Source organism: Moorena sp. SIO4G3 (assembly GCF_010692305.1).
In the GTDB taxonomy this organism is placed as follows: Bacteria; Cyanobacteriota; Cyanobacteriia; order Cyanobacteriales; family Coleofasciculaceae; genus Moorena; species Moorena producens_A.
The window spans coordinates 1-23803 of the sequence record NZ_JAAHIG010000076.1; the positions used below are offsets into that span (position 1 = coordinate 1).

25 protein-coding genes and 2 pseudogenes are annotated in these 23803 nt (G+C 43.9%); 10 read left to right on the top strand and 17 right to left on the bottom strand.

Annotated elements, in window-relative coordinates:
- On the top strand, positions 1-1656 hold a 1656-nt coding region (locus F6J99_RS15745; RefSeq protein WP_293113750.1), incomplete at its 5' end, for a CHAT domain-containing protein.
- A 330-nt stretch (positions 1657-1986) separates the two neighbouring features.
- Here F6J99_RS15745 and F6J99_RS15750 read toward each other — a convergent pair.
- The 4 genes from F6J99_RS15750 to F6J99_RS15765 form a co-directional block, all read right to left on the bottom strand.
- Positions 1987-3528 carry an NAD(P)/FAD-dependent oxidoreductase gene (locus F6J99_RS15750; protein ID WP_293113751.1) on the bottom strand — a complete coding sequence of 514 codons (1542 nt, stop codon included), beginning with the start codon at positions 3526-3528 and terminating at the stop codon, positions 1987-1989.
- Between the two features lie 358 nt (positions 3529-3886).
- A complete protein-coding gene (locus F6J99_RS15755; protein ID WP_293113752.1) occupies positions 3887-4243 on the bottom strand; it encodes a Spx/MgsR family RNA polymerase-binding regulatory protein in 357 nt (118 codons plus the stop codon).
- 362 nt (positions 4244-4605) lie between these two features.
- Entirely contained in the window at positions 4606-5841 is a 1236-nt protein-coding gene (locus F6J99_RS15760; RefSeq protein ID WP_293113753.1) for an LL-diaminopimelate aminotransferase, read from the bottom strand.
- Positions 5842-5883: 42 nt separating this feature from the next.
- Positions 5884-6021: a hypothetical protein gene (locus F6J99_RS15765; RefSeq protein WP_293113754.1), complete on the bottom strand. Its 138-nt coding sequence runs from the start codon at positions 6019-6021 to the stop codon at positions 5884-5886.
- A 17-nt stretch (positions 6022-6038) separates the two neighbouring features.
- On the opposite strand from F6J99_RS15765, the gene F6J99_RS15770 reads away from it, so the two are divergent.
- Positions 6039-6614, top strand: a complete 576-nt coding sequence (locus F6J99_RS15770) for a Uma2 family endonuclease (RefSeq protein WP_070396407.1) — start codon at positions 6039-6041, stop codon at positions 6612-6614.
- Positions 6615-6663: 49 nt separating this feature from the next.
- Here F6J99_RS15770 and F6J99_RS15775 read toward each other — a convergent pair whose 3' ends face one another.
- On the bottom strand, positions 6664-6792 hold the full coding sequence (locus tag F6J99_RS15775; RefSeq protein WP_293113755.1) for a hypothetical protein: 129 nt from the start codon (positions 6790-6792) through the stop codon (positions 6664-6666).
- A gap of 83 nt (positions 6793-6875) precedes the next feature.
- Between F6J99_RS15775 and F6J99_RS15780 the strand changes: the two genes are divergently transcribed.
- Positions 6876-7340 (top strand): GNAT family N-acetyltransferase, encoded by a 465-nt coding sequence (locus F6J99_RS15780; RefSeq protein WP_293113756.1) that lies wholly within the window; start codon positions 6876-6878, stop codon positions 7338-7340.
- A gap of 234 nt (positions 7341-7574) precedes the next feature.
- Here the strand turns inward: F6J99_RS15780 and F6J99_RS15785 are convergent, their stop codons facing one another.
- The 9 genes and pseudogenes from F6J99_RS15785 to F6J99_RS15825 form a co-directional block, all read right to left on the bottom strand.
- A complete protein-coding gene (locus tag F6J99_RS15785) occupies positions 7575-8150 on the bottom strand; it encodes a Uma2 family endonuclease (protein WP_293113757.1) in 576 nt (191 codons plus the stop codon).
- A gap of 506 nt (positions 8151-8656) precedes the next feature.
- Positions 8657-9352, bottom strand: a complete 696-nt coding sequence (locus tag F6J99_RS15790) for a transglutaminase family protein (protein WP_293113758.1) — start codon at positions 9350-9352, stop codon at positions 8657-8659.
- Between the two features lie 154 nt (positions 9353-9506).
- Positions 9507-10286: a CHAT domain-containing protein gene (locus F6J99_RS15795; protein ID WP_293113759.1), complete on the bottom strand. Its 780-nt coding sequence runs from the start codon at positions 10284-10286 to the stop codon at positions 9507-9509.
- Between the two features lie 14 nt (positions 10287-10300).
- A pseudogene (locus tag F6J99_RS15800) lies at positions 10301-10459 on the bottom strand (RNA-guided endonuclease TnpB family protein); the annotation flags it as partial.
- A gap of 114 nt (positions 10460-10573) precedes the next feature.
- Positions 10574-10855, bottom strand: a pseudogene (locus F6J99_RS15805) (tetratricopeptide repeat protein); the annotation flags it as partial.
- Between the two features lie 331 nt (positions 10856-11186).
- Positions 11187-11759 carry a hypothetical protein gene (locus F6J99_RS15810; protein ID WP_293113760.1) on the bottom strand — a complete coding sequence of 191 codons (573 nt, stop codon included), beginning with the start codon at positions 11757-11759 and terminating at the stop codon, positions 11187-11189.
- A 540-nt stretch (positions 11760-12299) separates the two neighbouring features.
- Positions 12300-12989, bottom strand: a complete 690-nt coding sequence (locus F6J99_RS15815; RefSeq protein WP_293113761.1) for a hypothetical protein — start codon at positions 12987-12989, stop codon at positions 12300-12302.
- A gap of 32 nt (positions 12990-13021) precedes the next feature.
- Complete coding sequence (locus F6J99_RS15820) at positions 13022-13450, bottom strand: tetratricopeptide repeat protein (protein WP_293113762.1); 429 nt, start codon at positions 13448-13450, stop codon at positions 13022-13024.
- 683 nt (positions 13451-14133) lie between these two features.
- Positions 14134-15408, bottom strand: a complete 1275-nt coding sequence (locus F6J99_RS15825; protein ID WP_293113763.1) for an alkaline phosphatase family protein — start codon at positions 15406-15408, stop codon at positions 14134-14136.
- A 1056-nt stretch (positions 15409-16464) separates the two neighbouring features.
- Between F6J99_RS15825 and F6J99_RS15830 the strand changes: the two genes are divergently transcribed.
- Entirely contained in the window at positions 16465-16692 is a 228-nt protein-coding gene (locus F6J99_RS15830; protein WP_070397053.1) for a hypothetical protein, read from the top strand.
- Positions 16693-16921: 229 nt separating this feature from the next.
- On the opposite strand, the gene F6J99_RS15835 is transcribed toward F6J99_RS15830, so the two are convergent.
- A complete protein-coding gene (locus F6J99_RS15835) occupies positions 16922-17068 on the bottom strand; it encodes a hypothetical protein (protein WP_293113764.1) in 147 nt (48 codons plus the stop codon).
- A gap of 135 nt (positions 17069-17203) precedes the next feature.
- On the opposite strand from F6J99_RS15835, the gene F6J99_RS15840 reads away from it, so the two are divergent.
- Complete coding sequence (locus F6J99_RS15840; RefSeq protein WP_293113765.1) at positions 17204-17578, top strand: hypothetical protein; 375 nt, start codon at positions 17204-17206, stop codon at positions 17576-17578.
- Positions 17579-17636: 58 nt separating this feature from the next.
- Here F6J99_RS15840 and F6J99_RS15845 read toward each other — a convergent pair whose 3' ends face one another.
- Entirely contained in the window at positions 17637-17801 is a 165-nt protein-coding gene (locus tag F6J99_RS15845) for a hypothetical protein (RefSeq protein WP_293113766.1), read from the bottom strand.
- 114 nt (positions 17802-17915) lie between these two features.
- Between F6J99_RS15845 and F6J99_RS15850 the strand changes: the two genes are divergently transcribed.
- Complete coding sequence (locus F6J99_RS15850; RefSeq protein ID WP_293113767.1) at positions 17916-18872, top strand: SDR family oxidoreductase; 957 nt, start codon at positions 17916-17918, stop codon at positions 18870-18872.
- A gap of 53 nt (positions 18873-18925) precedes the next feature.
- Here F6J99_RS15850 and F6J99_RS15855 read toward each other — a convergent pair whose 3' ends face one another.
- Complete coding sequence (locus F6J99_RS15855; RefSeq protein WP_293113768.1) at positions 18926-20506, bottom strand: glycosyltransferase family 39 protein; 1581 nt, start codon at positions 20504-20506, stop codon at positions 18926-18928.
- A gap of 565 nt (positions 20507-21071) precedes the next feature.
- Here F6J99_RS15855 and F6J99_RS15860 point away from each other — a divergent pair.
- From F6J99_RS15860 to F6J99_RS15875, 4 genes are all read left to right on the top strand, one after another.
- Positions 21072-21890, top strand: coding sequence for a uroporphyrinogen-III synthase (locus F6J99_RS15860; protein WP_293113769.1), 819 nt, complete (start codon positions 21072-21074; stop codon positions 21888-21890).
- A 212-nt stretch (positions 21891-22102) separates the two neighbouring features.
- A complete protein-coding gene (locus tag F6J99_RS15865) occupies positions 22103-22225 on the top strand; it encodes a hypothetical protein (protein ID WP_293113770.1) in 123 nt (40 codons plus the stop codon).
- A gap of 19 nt (positions 22226-22244) precedes the next feature.
- Positions 22245-22727: a VOC family protein gene (locus tag F6J99_RS15870; protein WP_293113771.1), complete on the top strand. Its 483-nt coding sequence runs from the start codon at positions 22245-22247 to the stop codon at positions 22725-22727.
- Positions 22728-22746: 19 nt separating this feature from the next.
- The gene (locus F6J99_RS15875; protein ID WP_293113772.1) at positions 22747-23640 is read left to right on the top strand and encodes a phosphodiester glycosidase family protein; all 894 of its coding nucleotides are present in this window, start codon (positions 22747-22749) and stop codon (positions 23638-23640) included.
- The last annotated feature ends 163 nt before the right edge of the window (positions 23641-23803 follow it).

A 23803-nucleotide genomic window follows, 5' to 3' on the forward strand; every position in this document is an offset into this window, starting at 1 on the left:
TTAGTAACCGATGGTGACACTGGTAGCGGTATAGTAACCGATGGTGACACTGGTAGCGGTATATTAACCGATGGTGACACCGGTAGAGGTATAGTAACCGATGGTGACACCGGTAGAGGTACAGCACTGAATGATTTAACAGTCCTACCAACGGATGATGTCACAGTCCTAGCACCCGATGATGTAACGGTTTTACTACCGGATGATTTAACAGTTTCACAACAGGTAGACTCAAAAATCCCCACACCGGATAACTCATCAATAACACCGCCAGAGGTTCCACCATTGGTAGAGCAACCAATCACACTGGAGGCGACTGTTAAAAGTGACCTAGTCTATGGCATAGAACAAGCCTTCACAGAAGAATATCAGGCATACTTTATGCGATCGCTCAAGAGCAAAATTTATAATCAGAATGATGTACGCGATCGCACTCGTGAGCTTGAGCGGGAGACTGGTCTCAAGACTGGGGTTATTTACGTCAGTTTTGTCCAAAACTCCCTGACATTGCCAGGAACGCGATGCCAAACTCCAGCAATCCCAGCAGCCGAAATTGACCGACGATTTGGTTACCGACCCTCTGATCTACCTTCAGAACCCGAAAAATGCTTACAAACAAGCGATGACCAGCTAGAACTGTTGCTGATCACAGCAGAGGGTAATCCAGTTCTGCGGCGAGTCTATAACGCAAATCGTGCTGAAGTCCTAGCTGTGACTAGAACCTTTCATCGAACACTGATCAATCCCCGAAGCAAGGATGATAAGGATCATCTCAAACCAGCTCAGCAACTTTACCAATGGCTGATAGGACCGTTGGAGGCTGAGTTAAAAGCTAATAAGATCGAAAGCCTGATATTTGCCATGGATCAGGGGTTGCGCTCCCTACCCCTGGCTGCTCTGCACGATCAAAAGAACTATCTAATAGAAAATTATAGTGTCAGCCTGGTGCCTAGTCTTAGTTTGACCTATTCTCGGTTTACCAATGTTCAATCCTTGCGACTGCTGGCGATGGGAGCCTCCCAATTTTCTGATAAACAGGATTTGCCTTGGGTAAAAGTCGAGTTAGAAACAATTATCGACAAAAAACTGTGGAAAGGTGACTATTTTCTAAACGAAAGCTTCACTCTGAAAAATTTAAAGGCTCAACGAAAAAAACGGAAATTTGGGATCATTCACTTAGCTACCCATGCTCAGTTTAATCGAGGAGCTCCTGAAAATTCTTACATTCAAATGTGGGACAAAAAACTGGGGCTCGATGAATTGGAAAATCTATTTTATGAGCCATCGGTAGAGTTGTTAGTACTCAGCGCTTGCCAAACCGCTTTGGGAAATCGGGAAGCAGAGTTAGGTTTTGCTGGATCAGCGTTTCAGGCAGGGGTTGACTCCACTCTAGCAACCCTTTGGTCTGTCAGTGACCAAGGGGCTATGGGGCTGACTACTGAGTTTTACCGTCAGTTGAACAAGACACCGAGTAAAACTGAAGCCTTGCGACAGGCACAGTTGGCCATGATTCGAGGGAATGTCCGGATTGAGAATGATCACTTATATAGCTCTGGCAATAAAATTGCTTTATCTTCAGAATTGTCAGGATTTGGAAAACAAAACTTTAGCCATCCCTACTTTTGGGCTGCTTTCTTACTAGTTGGTGATCCTTAGTTGTATAGCAAAGGGAGTAGGGAGTAGGGAGTAGGGAATCGGGAGGGAGGTGTGGGAGGTGTGGGAGGTGTGGGGAGATGGGGAGATGGGGAAATGGGGAGATGGGGAGATGCTGACTCAGATCAAAACTTACATCAAGACAATGAGAAAAAAAGTATTTAAAGATACTAAATTAATTTCAAACTAATTCTTCCCTCTCCTCCCTCTCTCCACACTACCCCCTCTCCCCACACTCTTGTGCTCTCCCTTCTCTCCCCACACTACCCCCTGCTCCCTGCTCCCTGCTCCCTGCTCCCTGCTCCCTGCTCCCTGCTCCCTTTACTTCCCTTGCTATAACCCAATCGTTTTCAGCATGTCCAAATGCTTTGAAACCGGTACAAGGGTATTGGCAGTAATCATCCCGCTGGCGGCAACTGCTGGTAAGCCAATACCGGGAAAGGTTGAGTCTCCACAGCACATTAGTCCAGGTAGGGGTGTGCCAGGACCAGGAAAGATGCCAACTCCTGCTCGAATGGCTGGACCATAGGAACCTCGGTGGCGGCGCAGAAAGCGTTCGTGGGTGAGCGGTGTACCGACTAGAGTGACTTCACAACGGGAACGAATGTCTGGAATGATCCGCTCCAATCCTTTCCACATGATTTCTGCACGCACCTGCTTTTGTTGTGCATAGGCTTCACTGTTACGATTCATGCCTTGCCAGAGTTCATAGGGTTCGTTACCTGGAGTATAAACGTGAATCACGTGTTTTCCTGGTGGTGCTAGGGATGGGTCTAGAAGGGATGGAATCGATAGCACTACTATATTCTGGGGAGCGGTAACACCTTTTTCCCAGTCATTAACGATAATGTAGTGGCAGGCTAGGTCTTTTTGTAGTCCTTCAGCATCAATGCCTAAGTGCAGATGCATGAAGCTGTCACACTCAGGAGTAGCGTTTCTCTTGGCTCGATAGGATTTTGGTATTGCTGAATCTGGCAGTAGTTTGAGGGTATCCCAGACTGAGATATTAGACACTACTGCTTTACGGGCTCGGATTTCTTTGCTGCCCCGCAGACGCACACCTACGGCACGGTTGTGCTCGACTATCACTTCCTCAACATGAGCATTAACTATCAACTGACCGCCATGTTTTTCCAATCCCCGCACCAGGGCATCAACCAGGGCACCACTACCACCAATGGGATAATCTAGCACTACTCCTGGTCGATACCATTCCGCAAACATAAAGGCCATCTCTGCCGCAATGGTTCCATCCGCTGGTAGTCCGGATAATAGAAAACAAAGCAAATCGAGCCAATTACGGCTAAAGTTGTCTTTGAGAACACCGTCCATAATCTGGCTAAAGGGTCCTCTGAGCTTGATAGAATCCCCAGCATATCGTAGGAAAGAGGGGGCAAATCGGCTGAGGGTGACTACTGCGCCAAGATCAAAACGGATGGCAGTGAGGGGAATTGCGATCGCAGCCTTAGCTAGGGGTTCCATCACCCGCTGAAGCTCACGCCATTCGGTTACAGCATCATTACCACGAAGCCTGGCTAGAACCTCACAAAACTGATCCGCACCAACGGAGGTGTCAAAGTCCCCTTCAGGCAAACGGCAACCCCATGTATTGTAGGTTTCCCATGTTAAATCCTCACCAATGGCATCTAGCAGTTGTCGCAGAGGATTGGAAGAAGGGCTGTAAGACAAACCTGAGTAAAGAGACGGACCGGAGTCAAACTTGAATCCATTGCGCTCAAAAGCGTGAGCAGCACCACCAGGGATTGAGTGGCTCTCGCAGACTGTGACGTTAAAACCGTAGCGAGCTAGAAGAGAGGCGCAGCATAAACCACCAATCCCACTGCCAATTACAACTATATCTGTTTCTTTACTCATTGAACTTTGGGCTAGATAGTTTAGAATGTTGTTTATTTTATAGTAGGGAGTAGGGAGTAGGGAGTAGGGAGTAGGGAGTAGGGAGTAGGGAGTAGAGGTAATAAAATTGACGGGTCTTCAGTATCTGTTATGCTAAACTACCAATTTCTATCCCTTTGATAGTTTTATAATTTGTAAGCATATCCCCTACGCGCACGCTACGGGAACAGCTATCAGCCGTCAGCTTTTGAATAAAAGAGGTAAGCATTAGTTTAATTTCTGTTACTGATCCGAAGTTCCCTGCTCCCTGCTCCCTGCTCCCTGCTCCCTAAAACCCAGGAAAAAAGTACCTCAACCAATGGATAATTGCTATAAAAAACTATATTACCAATTTTTCTCGTATCGTTTCTTCATTTGCTCTAAACCCTACCAATACCGCTGTGCCATCCTTCACAAATAGGGGTCGTTTCAGGAGCATCGCATCTTTTGCAAAGGCTTCAACCCACTGTTCATCGGTCCAAGCCTTTTTTTCTTCACCTATTTCACGATAGGATTTACCAGAAGTATTACGCATGGGTTTAGAGCCCAATGCTTCTACCCAGCTGCTAATCATTTCTGCAGTTGGTGGATGCTCTTTTGTGTTGATAAAATCATACTCAACACTGTTATCTTGGAGCCATTTAAATGCTTTTTTGCAAGTTCCGCAGTTGGGGATACCGTAGACTTTAATTGACATAATGTTTATCCTTATTTGTGAAAAAGGGAGTAGGGAGTAGGGAGTAGGGAGTAGGGAATTTGCCGATAATAATTTACCGACAACTGGGGCGAATTATTATTTTAAATATGGTGTAGATCCTAAGACATAGTTTTACCTGGTGGGTGGAACGGGCATCTTAGTGGAATGGGCATCTTAGTGGAACGGGCATCTTAGTGGAACGGGCATCTTGCCCGTTTCCTGACTCGGACGGGCTTTCCCAACGCTGACGACCGAGACAATCAGTTTGACCCGGTGGTGCGTTACGGGGCGGGCTATGCCAACATGACGACCGAGACCATGACTTCTAGCCCGCCCCTAACGCACCCTACGCAAATACGCAACTAAACTTTGAATTTATCGGTAATCCGCTGCATCGCTTCGTCTACATTTTCCCGACTATTAAATGCGGAAATGCGGAAATAGCCTTCCCCGGCAGCACCAAATCCAGAACCAGGGGTTCCGACTACATTGGCAGTGTTGAGTAATTTATCAAAGAAATCCCAACTGGATAGACCATTAGGTGTTTTGACCCAAACGTAAGGGGCATTTACGCCACCATAAACGGTTAATCCAGCAGCTGTTAGTTGATCGCAAATAATTTTGGCATTTTCCAGATAGAAGTTAACTAGTGCTTTAACTTGCTCTTGGCCTTCTTCAGAATAAACGGCTTCAGCGCCTCGTTGTACAATATAGGAAACCCCATTAAACTTAGTACAATGGCGGCGGTTCCAAAGTTTCCACAGTTCTACATCTGAACCATCGGATGCTTTGGCTGTTAGGGTCTTTGGTACTACTGTTAATGCACAGCGGGTGCCGGTAAAGCCTGCATTCTTGGAAAAAGAGCGGAATTCAATGGCACAATCCCTTGCTCCCTCAATTTCGTAGATGGAGTGGGGTAGGTCTGGATCAGTGATAAAGGCTTCGTAGGCTGCATCAAAGAAAATGACCGAGCCATTAGCTTTGGCATAGTCTACCCAGGTTTTGAGGTAGTCTTTGCTAGCGGTTGCTCCGGTAGGGTTATTGGGGAAGCACAGGTAAATTAAATCAACCTTCTCGGAGGGAATCTCAGCGGTGAAGTTGTTCTCGGCGGTAATCGGTAGATAAACCAAACCCTCATACTTACCAGCATCATTAGCATCCCCGGTATGACCAGCCATCACGTTGGTGTCTACATACACGGGATAAACTGGGTCAGTAACGGCAATCTTGTTATCGTTCCCAAAGATGTCGAGAATGTTGCCAGTGTCGCACTTGGAGCCATCGGAGATGAAAATTTCCCCAGCCTCAATCTCACACCCCCGGCTTTGGAAATCGTGGGCAGCAATTTTTTCCCTTAACCAAGAGTAGCCTTGCTCTGGACCATAACCTTTGAAGGTGGCGCGATCGCCCATTTCTTCAACAGCTTTGATTATGGCGGTGCGGCAGGCGGCTGGTAGTGGTTCAGTAACATCACCAATCCCCAGCTTGATTAGCTTAGCATCGGGATTGGCTTCTGCGAAAGTATTGACCCGTCGCGCAATTTCGGGAAATAGGTAGCCAGCTTTGAGTTTGAGGTAGTTGTCGTTAATGGTTGCCATAGTAGATTGGTATAAACGCCCTCAAAACAGCTTACACTTCTTTCAGGAGTAGGGAGTAGGGAGTAGGGAGTAGGGAGCAGGGAGTAGGGCGTAGGGAGTAGGGAATAGGTGCAAAATCATGTTTACCTGATAGTTATGAAAAACACTGTAAACATTGGAGCTTATTGCAACAACCGTCATAATCAAGGATATCAACCATGAATCCATTAATTTTAAACAATCCACAAAGTACCCCAATCACCAATGAGCAATTTTATCAACTTTGTGCCGCCAACCGTGACTTAAAATTAGAACGGACTGCTAAAGGAGGCTTAAGTATTATGCCACCCACAGGAGGGGAAACGAGTAAGCGGAATTCAGATATTAATTTTGAGTTAAACTTATGGAATCGGCAAACTCAATTAGGAATAACTTTTGATTCATCGGGGGGATTTACACTGCCTAATGGGGCAAATTTTTCCCCTGATGCTGCTTGGATACCCTTGGCTAAATGGGAATCCTTGACGGCTGAACAAAAAATAAAATTTTTACCCTTGTCTCCTGATTTTATCATAGAATTGCGTTCACCTAGCGATTCGTTAAAACTTCTGCAAAACAAAATGCAGGAGTATATTGACAATGGTTCCCGTTTGGGCTGGTTGATTAATCCGAAAAACCGCCAAGTCGAAATTTATCGTCAGGGGAAAGAAAAAGACATTTTAGACAACCCAAAAACATTATCAGGAGAAGATGTTTTACCTGGATTTGTTTTAACTATTTCATTAATTTGGTAAATTAATTATTTATATAGCTACAATTCGGTCAGGGACAAATTCTTAGGTTTTAGGGAGCAGGGAGCAGGGAGCAGGGAGTAGGTTTTAGGGAGTAGGGAGTAGCGATGCAGCGCGGTCTTGGGGAGGCAGTGCGGTCTTGGGGGTTCCCCCCATGAGCAACTGCCGTGGTTTCCCCCATGAGCGACTGCATCAAGACGGGAGTAGGGAGCAGGGAGTAGGCAACAGGCAACAGGCAATAGGCAAGAGTAATCTCTGAGACAGATGTTAATCCGTAACTACCAAGTATCAGATGCCCAAGCTGTTGTAGATGTCTACAAAAATGCTATCATGGGGATAGCTTCACAAGCGTATAATAGTAAACAAGTAGAGATTTGGTCATCCTATCCTAAGGATATCGACCAGTTTACGAAACGGCTGAGTATGGGAATAACACTTGTTGCGGTTGATAGCAAGAATATAGCGGCTTTTGGTCAATTACATCCCGCTAATCACATTGATTTACTGTTTACGGCAAAAGACTACTATCGCCAGGGTTATGCTACAGCGATCTACCAACAATTAGAAGATGAAGCGTTAAGGCAAGGGGTTAATTGTCTCTATACTGAAGCTAGCAGAATTTCTAAGTATTTCTTTCTAAAACAGGGATTTACTATTATTGAACCGGAAACTGTATTCCTCAGTGGGGTAGGGTTTGAACGGTTTAGGATGGAAAAAGTAATTGGGTAAGGGAGTAGGGAGTAGGGAGTAGGGAGCAGAGAGTAGAGAGTAGGGAATAAAAATTATCAAAATTCATTTAGGTACCCTAAATTATAACGTTTATCATAGCTATGAGGTACATAGAATTTTTTACCTCTTATCACTTCCGGCTTCCCTCTTACCTGCTCCCTGCTCCCTGCTCCCTGCTCCCTACTCCCTAAAACCGAATAATTTATATATTCCCCAAAGAATAATTGCTATAGCTTACGCACTGATTACCTCTAAAGCCGTCAACTTCAAATCACAGAAAGTCTGGGAAACAATCTGCTGATTACCCCTAAATTCTTGTTTTTGATAACTACCGTCTTTCAAGAGTAGCACAGTTACTAATTGCCCTTGGGAGTCAATAATCCAATATTCAGGAATAGCCCTTTGTTGGTATTGTTTTACTTTATCACTGTAATCACGTTGGTAGTTTTCATCATTTTGGTTTCTGTAGGGGCTAACTACCTCCGCAACAAACTGTGGGGGTTCCATATCAAGGGTGATAGTTAGGCGTTTTTCCGTTTGGAGAAGATGTGCTTCCGTAAGCACTACCAAATCAGGATAGCGGTTTTGAGGATTTCCTGGAACTTGCAATTCACAATTGTTTATCTTGATTAAACGAGGATTGATTTGTTGGGCTAATTGATACATTAGCCACATCGCCCTCCAACTGTTTGGTTCACTCTCCGGTGGCAATTGTACTAACTCCCCATCAACCAGCTCATAACGGTTATCTGTACCGTCATCATATTCCAGGTATTGGTCAAACGTGAGTTTGGAGGTGGTTTTAACCATCGTGCCACTCGTAATTGCTGACTTAAATCCTACAGTTTCTAGCTTAAGGTTTTTTAGGGCGTTCCGGTACCGGCTCTTCTATAGCATCCCTTAGCCTTTCCAGATTTCGGGTAAGCATTCAGCCGTGAGCTAAAAGCTCACGCGTGCGCGTTCAGCCGTGCGCTTAGTGCATTAGCTGATAGCTGATAGTGGATAGCTTAAGATTTCGGAATGGTAAAATACTGGACAGATTGCTTGTTTTGGATGTAGCGATCGCTTACTTTAATAATTTTGCGATCGCTCATTTTTTTTTCTTTCCCTCCCCACGCTTACCACACTTACCACACTTACCACCTTTACCATGGGTACCATATTTACCACTCTTGAGGGAAGCCTAAACCGGGGCATCTCATTTTTGTGGTTTGACCCGGTGGTGCGTTACGGGGCGGACTATCCCAACCCTGGCAACCGTGAACATGAGTTCGAGCCCGCCCCTAACACACCCTACGCAGCTAAATTCTTAATTCTTAATTCTTAATTCTTAATTCTTCCCATTCCTCCAACAAAACATCTGGCAGACTACCAAGCATTTCATCCCAAGTACTGCCAGCCTGTAATGCTTCGATAACTATAGGAAGTGGTTCATAAAAAATGTTAGGAAAATCAGCTTCTCCAGGAAATCGAATACTGAAAGCTAATTGCTCCTTTGGGGGATTGAATTGAGCATCAATTCCCTCACGGTTTCCTCTGGGATCAATTCGATACCAACCGAATTCAGGTAAGTAAACGGCATTGAAACCATGCAAACTGTAAGGCTCACCATCGTCATGAATGCTTAATCGCTGATAACAAAATCCTGCTGGAATTCCATTCGCTCGTAATAGGGCAGCTAGCAAATGGCTTTTTGCGTAACAATAACCGGTTTTATACTTAAGTACATCCGAGGCACGACAAGTGACAGGATTCATTTGATAGTCAACGCTATGGCGAATGTGATCTCGAACCCATTCAAAACAGGCTTTTGCGATCGCATTCGATGTTTGATGCTCTAGGGCTATTGTCCTCGCCAGTTCCAGAATTGTAGGATGTTGCCAATCGATGATTGGAGTGGTTTGTAGATAGTCTTGTGTATTCTCCATGTTAAAAAGGGAGTCGGGAATCGGGAATCGGGAGTCGGGAATCGGGAGTCGGGAGTCGGGAATCGGGAGTGAAAAAAATAGCAATTAAAGTAGGGTGGGCAAACTAATATAATCTAGAATACTCAAAAGAACCAAACGGTTTTTGCCCACCCTACAAGCGATCTCCCCATCTCCCCATCTCCCCATCTCCCCATCTCCCTATCTCCCCATCTCCCCATCTCCCCATCTCCCCATCTCCCTATCTCCCCACACCCCCCATCGGTTCCCAATTCCCCGAAACAATAAAACTCGCCCAATAATAAGGATGCTGATACCTCTCATCTTTCAACATGTCCAGTTGAGTCTGCCGCAGAGCCTCGGTGCGCCCCATGTTCTGGTCTAGCAAGCGCTGATAGTAAGCTAGCATCAGCTCTTTGGTGGCTTTATCCTCTACCTTGCGCAAACTGATCAGCTGAGTTTGTGAACCGGCAATTACAAAAGCCCGACGCAAGCCATAGATGCCCTCTCCTGAACTAATCCGTCCGGAACCGGTATCGCAAGCGGATAAAACCACCAACTCCGTGCCAGACAACTTAAGTCCTACGGCTTCCAAGGCAGTGAGTACCCCATTCTCTGCCCCTGTAGGCTTCTGCTTAACCCCTGCTAGCACTAGTCCGGACAACAGCATGGGATTGTCATAGAGTGTGGACAGTTTTTGATTGGGAGCATTCTCAAAGAAACCATGGGTAGCAATATGCAGTATCCTGGGACTATTGACTCCTTTGACTGCTGATTCTGTGGCCTGAGCCCCCAGTAGAGGGGCTACTTCTAGCTTCTTACCGATTCCTTTTACTTCCTCAGCGGTGCCTGGTAATGGTGAAAAGTCCCAGGTTGATAGGTCAATGGAACGGGTGAGGTGGGCACTGGGGAGATGGCTATGATCGTGATTAGCAATCACTTCAGCAGCAGAACGGTCAAAGTCAGGATTACCCAACAACACGGGAGCAGTTTTACTAGCAGATTCCTGGGATAATCTCATTGACACTCTCCGGCCTAAAGGCGCGGGGATTCTTGCTTCATAGACTCGACTTGCTCAACCTGGTCGGAACCAAGAAGAGTAGAGGTCAAATCTCCGCAAGCGTTCGGGTCTACAACCCAAGTTCCGACATGCCCTGTCGTACTCAAAGCTCGTTCAAGGATATTGATTGCGGCTAAACTCTTCGACAGCAGAGGCGTAGCCAATTCTGGTTTATTCTCCAATATCCACAAGCGAGCCAAATTGTTATGAGCCTTAATGAAATTCCCCTTAACAGCGAATTGATATTGACTCTTGGCTTTATCCAACTCTTGCAGGTCTTGGTAGAGGGACCCTAGATTATAGTGAGCGTTGACATTATCTGGATCGAGAGCCAAAGCCTGAAGATAGTCAGCTTCAGCACCAGCCAATTGCCCCTGATTATATTTCTTGAGTCCCTGGCGATTGTACCAATCGGAAAAAGCTGGCTTGTTCAACGATAATAGGACTAGAATCCCAAACAGCAACAATGTGGAAGCAAATTTGGATTCCTCATGGTAATGCTTGGGAATACGCAGCCTGTTGATTGACACTCGCCGCTCTGAAGAGACGGGGATTCTTACTTCACAGAGCCGTCTTGCTCAACCTGGTCGGAACCAGAAAGAGTAGAGGACAGCTCTCCATAAGCGTTCGGATCTAGGATCCAAGTTCCTGTGTGCCCCACAGTACTTTTACTTTTTTTTTAGAGATAGATACTTTTTTATATCTAAATTTTTCATAGACCTTAAAGTCGTTAGACAAAATTACGCAATATGTATCTTTTACATATTTTTTACGTTGTCTATTTATTTTTTAGATAATATCTATCCTTAATTCATGGGTGTATGTTTATACATTAATACTAGCACACTTAGTACAGAACCGTCAAAAAAGCCGTCGAACGAAGGACGGGGCGCGATTACCAAAATCTTTTGGTAATTTTTCAAACCCTTCTTTTCCGGCTTGGGTCAGTTCGGTTCTGGCTTGCAATAGGGTTAAGATACTCGGAAACGCCACCACTGCCACTCCCGCAACTCCGGTGCCAGCACTCAGAAATCGGGGCACAATATCCACCAACAAGCTCAGATTCACTGTCCAACTGCCCATCGTCAGCCCTCTCCACAACCAATCCCAGCGGTCCGAGAGATGGGGTGGTGCTTCTGTTTCCAATCGCCACCACCAAGCTGCTGCGGGAGGCTGAAAACTATTTCGGTATTCAGCTAAGTCCATGACTTTGGTAATCTGCCCTGCTTTGCTCTTAAGCTCACGGTCCAACTCAACCAGTCGCTGTTGATCAGTTGCAGATACGTGATTACACTGACTCCAAACGGCCTGCACAGCATCCCTGGCATTGAAAATCTCTAGCACTTCCTTTACTTGAGGAGATTGAGACTCTTTTAGGTTAGAGAGTGCTTCTCGATAGCAATTAAGGGCAGTTTCTAGCTCAGAAGTAGTCATCTATAATTTGACAACTCAATAGCAGGGATGATTCTTTTGTAGTTTAGATCTTTTTTTATCTATTTGGAGAAATTAGGAAAAAACTCTTATATAACTCATAAGTAGTAAAAACACTATAGCTCTTAGGGAATAGGCCGTAAGGAGTAGACCCTAGGGAGTAGTGGTTCAGTTATCAGCTATTAGCTATCAGCTATAGCAAAGGGAACAGCGGATCTGGGAACAGGGAACAGGGAGTAGGGAGCAGGGAGTAGGGAACAGGGAACAAACATTCTCTGAATTGATTTAGGATTGCTATATCAGAAAAAAAAATAGCAATTAAAGTAGGGTGGGCAAACTAATTAAATCATTAATACTCATTTGAAGCCAACGGTGTCTTGATGCAGTCGCTCATGGGGGAAACCCCCAAGACCGCGCTGCATCGCTTTTTGCCCACCCTACAAGCTTTTACCTAACACACCCTACGAAGCTGGCCACTGGCCACTGAAGCCTAAATGCTTACTGTTGGCACACTTCTTACCATTGCTCTGCAAGTCAAGAGATTTATGTTAGTTTTATTTTTCCATCTTCATATTGATGGTGTTGAGAATTAATTTGACGTATTCCTTCTATCCCTTTCCACATAAATCCTAACCATTTCCATCTCCAATAAAGAGCAAATATCCCTGCAATAGGATTATTTGAAATGAATAAACCGAGCAAATACAATAATGTGTCAAAACCGTAAAGTGTTGTAGCTATTCTTAAAAAAGGTAATGATTTACGCTTAACTAAGTATCCTAGTAATAAGTAAATTCCACCTAAAATCCCAATTATAGTGGGTTCACTATAATTGGCTTGACCTTGTGATGCTATACTAGATACTATACTAAATGGGATACCAAATACTAGAGTGAAAAAACCAATCATATAGATAATTTTGTAAGCTCTTTTCCATTTATCTATAGGAGTTAATAATATTTTGATTTTTTTTAATTTTCGGTTATCTAGATATACTTTCAAATCTTCAATACCAAGACGAAAAGAGCCACCCACTAATTTTACCTGTAATATAGATTCGTTTTGAAGGTAAAATTTTTGTCCTTTCCTCAATGCTCTTTGGTTAGGAACTCGACCAACTTCTTGACCGTCAAGACTAACAGCTATATCTTTCCAATTGAACCAAAGATTTTTCCAAGAAATTTCAACTTTGGTTTGGTTCTCGTTTGGCAATGAATACTTTTGAATAGGCATTGGCTTAGCTCGACTATATCTTTGGTAGAAATTCAATCAATAAAGGTGTTCTCTCCTTGCAAGGGTTTGTTCAGCTGTAAGACTTGCTGGTAGAGGGTTTCCGCCTCTTGGTACCTGCCCTGGCTAGAGTACAGTGCCGCCAGGGTGTTGAGGCTTTGTGCCACATAAGGGTGTTCCTCTCCTAGGACTTGTTTACGAATCTCTAATGCTTTTTCTGCTAGGGGGATGGCTTCTGAGTACTTTCCTTGTTGGTAAAACTCCCCCGCTTGCTGAGCAAGTCGAGAGGCTTCTGCTAGCTTGCTTTTAATGACAGACTGGGTTAGCTCAGTTGATGGTGAGCTTTCTTGAGCTTGGGCTATACCCGTCTGTCCCCATGGTAGTAGGGGAAATCCCCTGATCGCGATCACAGCCACTACTGTAGCTGCCATTAGCCCTGGTTTGATCAAAATTTGTGCCTTCATCAACGATTAATCCCCTGAAATATGAGGCATTGCTGAATTAAGGAATGAACAGGGTGGGATACTCATCCTATTCAAACTATTCAGCAACTTCCTCGAAATGAATTTACTGTTCGTACCTATTTAGCTATCTGTCCTAAGAAGGAAGATTATGAAAAAGTAGAAAAATTTTTTATAGCCAAGTAAAAATACTTATGGAATCTGTCGGCTCCACTCCAAGTTTTACAGCAGGTGCGCTTGAGACATCCACCGACTTGATCTGGGGGGAAAAGCTGGCATTGCTGAATCTTCAGGGGACTATGGCTTTATTGCTGATGCCATAACTGTTTAAATGTAGGTTAAGCATACTCCCAAAGGAGTATGCCGTAGAAAGTATTTTTTTGGGAGTAGTAAACAAAAATCCCAATTAAAGTAGGGTGGGCAAACTAATCTAATCATTAATACTGATGTGAAGCAAACGGTTTTTGCCCACCCTAAAAGCTTCAACCTTGGCCTTTGGCCACGCGTGCGCGTTCAACCTTCAACCAACTAACCTTGGCCTTTGGCCACGCGTGCGCGTTCAACCTTGGCCTTTGGCCACGCGTGCGCGTTCAACCTTGGCCTTTGGCCACGCGTGCGCGTTCAACCTTGGCCTTTGGCCACGCGTGCGCGTTCAACCTTACCAAACCTTCAACCCTATTAACCCTTCAACACTCAATCGCTAACAAAATCGTTTCCATCTCTTCCTTTGACAATCCCCCATGAGCGCCCAACTTATGTTGTTCAAAACGGTCTTCTTCATACCACCAAACGGTTTCATACTTATTCGGTAAAATCACTAAATTACCTAACCGATTCAGCAATAGTGGCGAGAGTTCACCTGTACCGAAATAGCCTTCTTCAATTAATCTCGTAGTGCGGTACACTGTTGCTCGATCTGCCAACTGCTCCGTAAGCAAATCATAGACTTTATCCAAATGGTCTTCCTGAATGTACAACACCATATCCCGACATGACCCCGCTGGCACCAACAACTTATCTTGGGCATTCCTCTTGATAAACTGCTCAATAGAAGGAGTAAGCTGATTTAAATAAATAGTAGTCTCTGGTGAAATCTCTATTTGTCCATGATCAGCGGTAATTAGTAACAGTGTATTCTTCAGCTTACCAGCTACCTTCTGATATAAAAGTCGCTCCATGGTTAGCAAAAGTGTGCTAACTTCAGCCTGGAACTGCAGGGAGTCAGGACCGTATTTATGAGCCATGCCATCAATAGTATCCAAATACAGGAAAAAGTAGCTCTTCTCGGATTCAGCGATCGCTGCTTCAGTCAGGTTAACTAATGCTTCAGGAATAGTTTTGTAGGAAATAGTAGTTGCCCCATCACACACCACTCGTGAAAAAGGAGAGTAAGCATAATTGTAGTGTTGAAAACAATAAGATTGCACACCATACTGTTGCAATTTGTGATAGAGAGTTTGGGTAGGGAAAAGGTTTTGCTCAGAAATGCCAGTGGTGTGTAGGGTTCCCCGTTGCTTATCACCCGCAAACGAGAACATCAAGGGAGCAATAATATCATCCAACAGCGGCTCATAGTAAAACCAATGGAAAACACCACTATCACCAACCGGAAGCCCTGAGTGAATAGTAGTAACATGAGCAGCAGTTGTAGAAGGAAACTGGGTGGTCAATTTAGAAGCAACACCTTCCAGTACAAACCGCTTCAAAAATTCCGATTGTTCAACATAGTCCTGAAAAAAGCGCCACCCGAAAGCATCAACAAAAATCAAAATAACCTTATCATAGCGATCCGGTAATTCTCCTAATACACTCCTAGGTAAACCCATGTTTCCTTGACCGGTGAGCAGATGATAGATCATCTGGGGAATCTGGGAGAAACAATAGGAGTCATAAAGGGGCTTACCAATGTTGTCATTTAGTCTAGCGTTTTCGATAGCTTTTAAGGATTCAGAGTTAATCATAGATAGGGAAGGGAGTAGGGAGTAGGGAGTAGGGAGTAGGGTGTAGGGTGTAGGGAATAGGGTGTAGGGTGTAGGGAATCGGTAATCGGTGAAAATACTGTTTACTTCATTACTAATAGAAGCGCTATTCTATAGGATTTATGAATAGATAATTTAACCTCCTGATAATTTATCATAGCACAAATAAAAATACAACTTTAGTTGAAGAGTTTCACGATTTACTATACCCGATGCTACTCATAATAAAAAGCGATGCTCTGACAGAAACGATACGCGAATACTTCCTAGGGTTGATCATACTTATGATATAGCGTTTATTGGATGTATGAGGTAAACTTCTCAACCTCAAAGTCCCCCTTATTAAGGGGTATTTAGGGGGATCTATTTCTCAAAGTCCCCCTTATTAAGGGGAATAATGGGGGATCTCTTTCTCAAAGTCCCCCTTATTAAGGCAGGGCTGTTTCAAACTTTAATAAGTTAACGAGAAAAGGAGATAGGGGGATAGGGGGATAGGGGGATAGGGAAATAAACTAAAATTTCCCGAAAAATCCGCCAATTTAGTCATTAAAATCTGACAAATTAGTTGGGAGTAAACAACTCCAATGACTAACAATTCGTGATTCGGCCTTCGAGGAAGGTTAGATAAATTTGCCCAAAATCCTGAGTATTCGCGCTCCTTTTATCCCCATCTCCCCATCTCCCCATCTCCCCATCTATTTTTGGCGAGAATGAAACAGCCCTGCCTTATTAAGGGGGATTTAGGGGGATCTATTTCTCAAAGTCCCCCTTATTAAGGGGGATTTAGGGGGATCTCTTTGCACCTCATGGGAAATATAATTCCTATATCCAGTAAATTTATTACCTCGACTCCCAATTCCCGAAAAATACTACTCAAAAAAAACGCGATTATCTGAAATATACGCTACGCCAACGCTAAACAAATGCGATCGCTTTATTTAAATTTACTCTCCCAAAAATAAATTTACAAAACCCTTGACAATTTAAGTAATAACCATTATGATTATAACTGTTAATCAAAAGCAAAAGGTTCACCTTATGCCTTCACAATTACCGCCTAATTCAGACAATACTCCTGACGAGTCTTCCCCAAAAAAAATCCCTGTTCAGCACATTTTGAAGGGGTCTCGCAAGGCCATACTTAATACGATGCATACCCTGTATGTACTCCGTTACACGGAGATTTCCGACTGGACTCCTCTTCAGCCTACGGGTATTCCGGGAGAGTTCATCACAATTAGCGTCAAGTACTTGATTATCCCGTAAAACGTTAAATTATTGGGGGGTTTTCCCCCCGGCTAACCCATCGGGTCTAATCCCATAGGGTCACGTCTGGATAGGTGAAAAAACTGAATGACATAAGGTAACTTCCTAGCCGTGGATAGTATTTCTGCGGCTATTTTTTTGGTTATTTGGTTGAAGGTTAGTTTGTTGAAGGTTAGTTTGTTGAAGGTTAGTTTGTTGAAGGTTATTTTGTTGAAAGTAATGCCTTATTTCAATTAGGTATAAGAATGCTGGGATTGGTGAGATTGTTTAATGCGTTCGCGTAGCGTGGCCGAAAGGCAATCGCTCCCAATACTTCCGATATTCCCACACTTACCTTCTTTGCTTGACCAAGTAAGAGATATTGGTTTACTATCACAGATTAATTTTAAAAAAATATTGAGAAAATGTTAAGGCTTTGGGGAATGTCTCCTTTTTTCGTGGTAAGTTGTTATCGCAACCTGAGACAATAAAAGTTTTAGGTTGAACATGATAATCAAATGGAGATAGGATAGTGAATTTTAAGTCTATCGGGAAGAAAGTTGCTTCCCTATTCCTTTTAATTGTTTTGTGCTTGTCTGTGTTCGTTGCTAACCCTGCTGTAGCTCAAGCTCGTGAGCTTTATGGAGCTGTTGATTCAGATGGTTCTGTAATGTATGGCAAGGGCTTCACAACCAACAAAATCCACGACGGTTTTTATGTTATAGAGTTTCAAGAAGACTTCCTAAGTCCGCCAGCACCTACTGTTTCTATATATGGTCCGCCGTGGCGGACTTTTAATATGTCTGCTGCAATTACTGATGTCAGTCCCGATCAATTTTTCGTAGTAACTTCTACTCCAGTGAGTCCTGAGGATAGTGCTTTCACTTTTACGGTTATTGGGGACTAATTACATTTTGGATTCTGTAAAATCTTAAGAATCGAAGTAAGCTATCAGCGTTCAGCTATCAGCTATCAGCTGATAGCTTACAATTTTGATTAGCAAGAATAATCCTGGGATTGGTGAAATTGTTTAATGCGTTCGCGTAGCGTGACCATAGGTCAATCGCGTAGCGTGGCCAAAAGGCCATCGCTCCCCATCTCCCCATCTCCCCATCTCCCCATCTCCCCATCTCCCCACACTCCCCACACTCCCCTGCTCCCTGCTCCCTGCTCCCTGCTCCCTAAAACCCATAACTACTATATACTTGTTTGCAATTCCAGTTGAGACTTGAGGAGCAGGGGTGATGACTTCAAAAGAGAAAGTACTGGTGGCAGGTGCTACAGGTGGGGTGGGACAGCTAACGGTGGCCAAGCTACTAGAGAAAGGTTTTCAGGTTAGTGTTCTGACTCGCAGTGCTGAAAAAGCTCAGGAAATGTTTGATAACCGAGTGGAGATTATTGTTGGTGACATCCGCTATCCCTCTAGGGCGTGTTTTCAAAGTTTTCCGCAAGATTTAGATCCCCCCCAGCCCCCCTTAATAAGGGGGGAGTCATACTCAAAGTCCCCCTTTTTTAAGGGGGATTTAGGGGGATCTCCGAGTTTGAAGACACGCCCTAGCCTCCCCCCTGCCATAAAAAATGTCACTCATATCATCTGTTGTACTGGAACTACTGCTTTCCCTTCTCAAAAGTGGGATTTCGACACAATAGATCAGGCGAAAGGATTCCCAAATGTGATCGAGTGGCTCAAGATCTATCTCAAGCCCAGCTACAGTCGTACTAAAGCCAAAAATAGTCCTGAGCAAGTTGATGCTATAGGAGTTAGCAACCTGGTAGCAGCAGCTCCTAAAAATCTCAAGCGGTTTATCTTTGTATCCTCTTGTGGTGTGCTACGGAAAGATAAACCACCCTATAGTATTCTTAATTCCTTTGGTGTACTCGATGCCAAAAAAAAGGCAGAAGAAATCATCATTAATTCAGGATTACCCTATACTATTATTCGTGCAGGACGACTGATCGACGGTCCGTTTACCTCCTATGATTTAAACACTCTGTTGAAAGCGACAACAGGAGGAAAATTAGGGTTAGTATTAGGTACAGGGGATACTTTATCAGGTCAAGCTAGCCGGATTGATGTGGCATCAGCTTGTGTAGAATCCATTGCTAACCCTGTTACGGTCGGAAAAGTTTTTGAGCTGATAAACCAGGGAGCAAGACCATCAGTGATTGATTGGGCAGAGCTATTTTCTACTCTCGATTGACACTCCCCATCTCCCCATCTCCCCATCTCCCCATCTCCCCATCTCCCGACTCCCTAATCCCTACTCCCTACTCCCACCCCTCTAGCTAACGTAAACCCTTCAGCAGTGCCTAAAGATACTTGGTTAGGTAATTGCAAAGCCGCCAACGTCGAGTTGTCCAACAGCAGGTAAGATTGAGTTGACCACAACTGTTTTAAAGTGTTTTGATCTTGGGGAATCACTTTGCGATCGCTATAAAAATCTAAACTAGGACGCTGATAGGAAAAAGACGTATAGATAATATCCCCTGGAGCCGTATGTTCCTGAATCAAAGCTGCTACTGGCTTAACTGGAAATGCTTCATTTAACTCCCACAGCCAAGATTGAGAACTCATTAATAATACTAAAGTTATGTACATCCCTATCAATAAAATTGGGATGAAATTGCGGTTTTGCTGTTTAATTTTCCAAGCCGCTAGGGTCATAGTTATGGTTACCACCATACCCATAATGATTAAAACCGGTTGGGGATCTGCCAAGATAAAATAAATACATCCCCCTAAACCAGCTACTCCAATAAATCCTAAAATAATTGTTAAAATCTTAGGATAACGACTCCAATGTTTCCAAAATACAGTGAGTTTAGCCGCAACAGCTATAGCAAAAAAGGGATACACAGGCATAATGTACCAGGGCAGCTTGGTTGCCATCATAGAAATAATCGTCAAATAGCCGATAGTCCCAATTAAAATTAAACTCCCCCAAGTGGTGAGGGGTTTTCGCCAAGCTAGATAGAATCCTCCTAGCCAAAACAATAGCCAAGGGAAAGTATACTTAATTAACTCCAAAATATAATACCAGGGTGTTCCTTGATTCCCTTCCACCTTTTCAGAGATGCGAGCAAATCCTTGAGAGAGAAAATGAACATGCCAAAAGGTTGCTCCATAATGTTGCCATTGGGCAATATACCAAACCAAAACCGGTGCGTAACCTAGGATTATGCCCAACCAGAAATAGCGACTTTTCAACAACCATAAGGTGTTATTTGCTAGGAGAAAGACCAAAGCAATTGCCCCTAGAGGCACAACTAATAGACCTTTTGTAAAAGTAATTAGTCCTAAACAAACTCCGATCCCAATTGCCCAAGAAGACTGAGCCTGACAAGCTTTAAGTAAGCACAATAGCAACAGCAAAAACCAAGTATTGATCATGCCATCCAGCATCGCCAAACGTCCGTGGCGCACAACTGGCAACAGGGTCAAGTAGACGCTAGCCGCAAACATAGCACTGACACGTTCAACGAATAGTTCTCGTGCTACTAAATAGAGCAGTGGTACTCCACACGCTGACAAAAAAGCACCAGGCAAACGAGTAGTGAATTCTTGGACACCCCCTAGTTTATAGCTTAAGGCAATCAACCAATCCATCAAAGGGGGTTTAAGTAGATAAGGTTGTCCCCACAGAGTAGGATGGAGCCAGTTACCCGTGCGATAGATTTCTCTAGCGATCAGGGCTCTGGTGCCTTCATCCCAGTCTCGTAGGGGTACGTTTCCCAGAAAAATACCCCAAAGGAAAAGGGCAGCCAGGAACAGGCTTAGGATCCACTTGATCTCCGTGAAAAAGGGATTTTTTAAGATAAGTGCTAATTTGTTCATCTATAACAAAGGGAACAGGGAACAGGGAGTTGCGTAGGGTGCGTTAGGGACGGGCTGGCAATCATTTTCCGTCTCGTCGTCAGAGTTGGGACAGCCCGCCCCGTAACGCACCACAGGGTCAAACAGCTTTAATGAGATGCACCCGTAGGGAGTAGGGATGCAGCCGCTGATGGGCTAAACCCCATCAGCGGCTGCATCAAGACGGGGTAACAAAATTGAATGTACCTTATAAGTATGGAAAACGCTATATTAATTAATGTTTTTAATAGTTTCGGCCTAGGATGGTTATATAGCATTTCCATTTGAGTTGTGAACAGAATCTCTTAGGGAAACGCAAGAGGCAAGAGGCAAGAGGCAAGATTTAATTAAGTATATAATAATTTTTGGTATTCAAAAAAACTGTGATTTTTTTTTCAAATAAAATATAGTTATAAATGTTATCTATAGGATTTATAAATATATCCTTAATATTAAGGCTATAGATAACAGTAAAAACTCCTTGGAGTTCTTGACTACTGTTCCCTGTTCTCTGTTCCCTGTCTTGATATAGATTTACAATAAAAAGATGCACCCTCTATCTCCCTCCAATCAACTCCCTCTCTATGGCAAAAGAATCTTAGTCACAGCACCAAGAATCTATGGGTCTCGGTTATCTCAACAAATCATTAACCAGGGTGGACTTCCCATAGTGATGCCAACTATTGAAACCTGTCTGTTAGGCAATTCCCCTGAATTAGATGCTGCTCTCAGACAAATTCATAAATTTGATTGGATTGCCTTCACTAGCCGCAACGGAATAGACGCTTTTTTTGAGCGCATGGCATCCTTGGGTATTTCTACATCTGTGCTGAAAAATTGTCAACTCTCTGCGATTGGAAAAGATGCCGAAAGATTGTCTGATTTTGGAGTAACAGCTGATTTAGTTCCGGCTGAAGCTAGCCCAACCGGAATTGTTACTGAATTGTCTAACTATCCAACTATTGATCAGAAAACTATATTAGTTCCTATTCCAGAGGTGGTCGGGATACCAGAGCCTAATGTCATCCCAAATTTTATTTCAGGTTTACAGGAATTGGCCATGAAAGTCACTCCAGTATTTACCTATCAAACTCGAATTTTGGATAAAAATATCTATGATGTAGAATTAAATCTAATTCGTCAAGGCAAGATAGATGTTATTGCTTTTAGTAGCACCGCAGAAGTGACCGCTTTTTTGACAATGCTTGACTCCCCCCAGGATTATAACCATTGTGTGATTGCTTGCTTTGGTCCCTATACCGCTGCTAATACTGAAAAATTGGGATTAACTGTTTCTATTGTATCCGAAAATTACAGCACATTTGAGGGATTTGCGAATGCGATCGCAAACTTTTTTGATAGCTAAATTATCAGCTATCAGCTATCAGTTATCAGCTATCAGCTATCAGCCCTGAGATGGGCTTTTACCCAGACTTTAAATTCTGATTAATCTCGAAATCTTAAATTATGCTGTTTGCGCGATCCGCACCCTACGCTGGGTTTATTGTAAGCATTAGGCTGACAGCGGACGCCTGAATGCTTACGGTAACTTTAAGCTATAGGAATCATAAATAAATTGTGATAATTTTTGATGCCATATTCCCTACTCCCTACTCCCTACTCCCTACTCCCTACTCCCTATTCCCTATTCCCTATTCCCTATTCCCTATTCCCTGTTCCCTTTGCTATATAATTAGCTAAGGTAAAATTAGGTGGGTGAATGGAAACCAATCAGCCCTCAGCCAACCCCAATACCCCTAATCTAGATGCGCTTCACATCAAGCGCCCCTGCTTAGTCGTTGCTGATCTCGAACGAGCATTCACCATTTACCGAGATATTCTAGGATTTAAGCTCGACTATCTCGCTGAAGCATCCCCAGACTCTTACCTCTACCCAGTGTTTCAGTTTCCCAAAACTGCTCAGCTCAAATTTGCATCACTCAGTACAGAAGACGAACCTAGAGCCCTGGCTCTGACCGAAGTCAAAGGAATTGAATTACCCACCCCTACCACTCCCTATCCTCTAGCACTGGTGGTCAGAGTAAAAGACCTGACCCTAACCATTCAGAAAATCCGTGAACTGGGACTTGACACCATTGAGCCCAATTACTTTACTAGACCACCAAACCTCAATTTCACTGAACAAGCATTCTGCGATTACGATGGTCATCGGATTATGCTTTATGATGTCAAATCCGGTTGACTAGTTAAGCAAAAACAACGTGAGAAAAATCCTTGGGCTGAGCTTGATTGCCATTGGTTTAGCGGTTGGGTGGTTATCTATCCGGAATCACCAGCTACCCGATGCCCTCTCTTCAGATGTTTCCCCACCCCAGAAACAGATTAAATACCAATCCCATAGTCTAGACTTTAGTGTGGTTCACACCTTATTAATTCCAGCTGAAAGTGGATTTTCCGTTACTCCTGCCATATCGGAACAGTTAATCACCTTAGAAGATTTAGCCCAAAAGCACCAAGCTGTAGCTGCCATCAACGGCGGTTTTTTTGACCCAAAAAATCAGAAGACCACCTCGATTGTAATCAAGCAAGGGCAACTAGTAGCAGATCCCCGTGACAACCAGGGGCTGATCCAAAATCCCAACTTACAGCCCTACATGGATAAAATTCTCAATCGATCAGAATTTCGGCGATACCGTTGTGGGTCAACAGTCCGCTATGATATTACTCTACACAGTGAACCACCCCCCCCCGGTTGTCAATTATTAGATGCCCTAGGCAGTGGTCCGTTGCTGGTTCCACAAATTAGATCAGTAACCGAAGGTTTTGTAGCTGTAGAAAATCGGAAAGTCATACGAGATGCCCTAGGCAGCAGCCGACCCAATGCTAGAAGTGCAGTCGGTATTACTCCTGATGGCAGCATCTTGTTAGTAATGGTGGCTCAAAAACCAGAAGCTCCCAGAAATTCCGGTATGTCCTTCAGAGCCCTGGCTACCTTCCTGAAAACTGCCGGGGTGGAAAAAGCCATGAATCTAGATGGAGGAAGCTCCTCCGCTCTTTATTATAACGGCAAAATCATTTATGGCAGAGTGGACAAAAACGGAAATCGAATCAAACGAAAAATTAAATCGATTCTAATGGTTAACCAAGACCCGTGACTAGTCGGGAGTCGGGAGTCGGGAGTCGGGAGTCGGGAGTCGGAACACTCTGAAAATCTAATCAGTCCTTAATTATTATATAGCAAAGGGAGCAGGGAGCAGGGAGCAGGGAGCAGGGAGCAGGGAACAAACATTCTCTCAATTCCTACACGGATTGCTATAT

Excerpts from the sequence above, each read along its gene's own strand:
- F6J99_RS15750 (WP_293113751.1), bottom strand. The coding sequence starts at position 3,528 with ATGAGTAAAGAAACAGATATAGTTGTAATTGGCAGTGGGATTGGTGGT.
- F6J99_RS15755 (WP_293113752.1), bottom strand. The coding sequence starts at position 4,243 with ATGTCAATTAAAGTCTACGGTATCCCCAACTGCGGAACTTGCAAAAAA.
- F6J99_RS15760 (WP_293113753.1), bottom strand. The coding sequence starts at position 5,841 with ATGGCAACCATTAACGACAACTACCTCAAACTCAAAGCTGGCTACCTA.
- F6J99_RS15765 (WP_293113754.1), bottom strand. The coding sequence starts at position 6,021 with ATGACGGTTGTTGCAATAAGCTCCAATGTTTACAGTGTTTTTCATAAC.
- F6J99_RS15770 (WP_070396407.1), top strand. The coding sequence starts at position 6,039 with ATGAATCCATTAATTTTAAACAATCCACAAAGTACCCCAATCACCAAT.
- F6J99_RS15775 (WP_293113755.1), bottom strand. The coding sequence starts at position 6,792 with ATGGGGGAAACCACGGCAGTTGCTCATGGGGGGAACCCCCAAGACCGC.
- F6J99_RS15780 (WP_293113756.1), top strand. The coding sequence starts at position 6,876 with ATGTTAATCCGTAACTACCAAGTATCAGATGCCCAAGCTGTTGTAGAT.
- F6J99_RS15785 (WP_293113757.1), bottom strand. The coding sequence starts at position 8,150 with ATGGTTAAAACCACCTCCAAACTCACGTTTGACCAATACCTGGAATAT.
- F6J99_RS15795 (WP_293113759.1), bottom strand. The coding sequence starts at position 10,286 with ATGAGATTATCCCAGGAATCTGCTAGTAAAACTGCTCCCGTGTTGTTG.
- F6J99_RS15810 (WP_293113760.1), bottom strand. The coding sequence starts at position 11,759 with ATGACTACTTCTGAGCTAGAAACTGCCCTTAATTGCTATCGAGAAGCA.
- F6J99_RS15815 (WP_293113761.1), bottom strand. The coding sequence starts at position 12,989 with ATGCCTATTCAAAAGTATTCATTGCCAAACGAGAACCAAACCAAAGTT.
- F6J99_RS15820 (WP_293113762.1), bottom strand. The coding sequence starts at position 13,450 with ATGAAGGCACAAATTTTGATCAAACCAGGGCTAATGGCAGCTACAGTA.
- F6J99_RS15825 (WP_293113763.1), bottom strand. The coding sequence starts at position 15,408 with ATGATTAACTCTGAATCCTTAAAAGCTATCGAAAACGCTAGACTAAAT.
- F6J99_RS15830 (WP_070397053.1), top strand. The coding sequence starts at position 16,465 with ATGCCTTCACAATTACCGCCTAATTCAGACAATACTCCTGACGAGTCT.
- F6J99_RS15845 (WP_293113766.1), bottom strand. The coding sequence starts at position 17,801 with ATGGGGAGATGGGGAGATGGGGAGATGGGGAGATGGGGAGCGATGGCC.
- F6J99_RS15850 (WP_293113767.1), top strand. The coding sequence starts at position 17,916 with ATGACTTCAAAAGAGAAAGTACTGGTGGCAGGTGCTACAGGTGGGGTG.
- F6J99_RS15855 (WP_293113768.1), bottom strand. The coding sequence starts at position 20,506 with ATGAACAAATTAGCACTTATCTTAAAAAATCCCTTTTTCACGGAGATC.
- F6J99_RS15860 (WP_293113769.1), top strand. The coding sequence starts at position 21,072 with ATGCACCCTCTATCTCCCTCCAATCAACTCCCTCTCTATGGCAAAAGA.
- F6J99_RS15870 (WP_293113771.1), top strand. The coding sequence starts at position 22,245 with ATGGAAACCAATCAGCCCTCAGCCAACCCCAATACCCCTAATCTAGAT.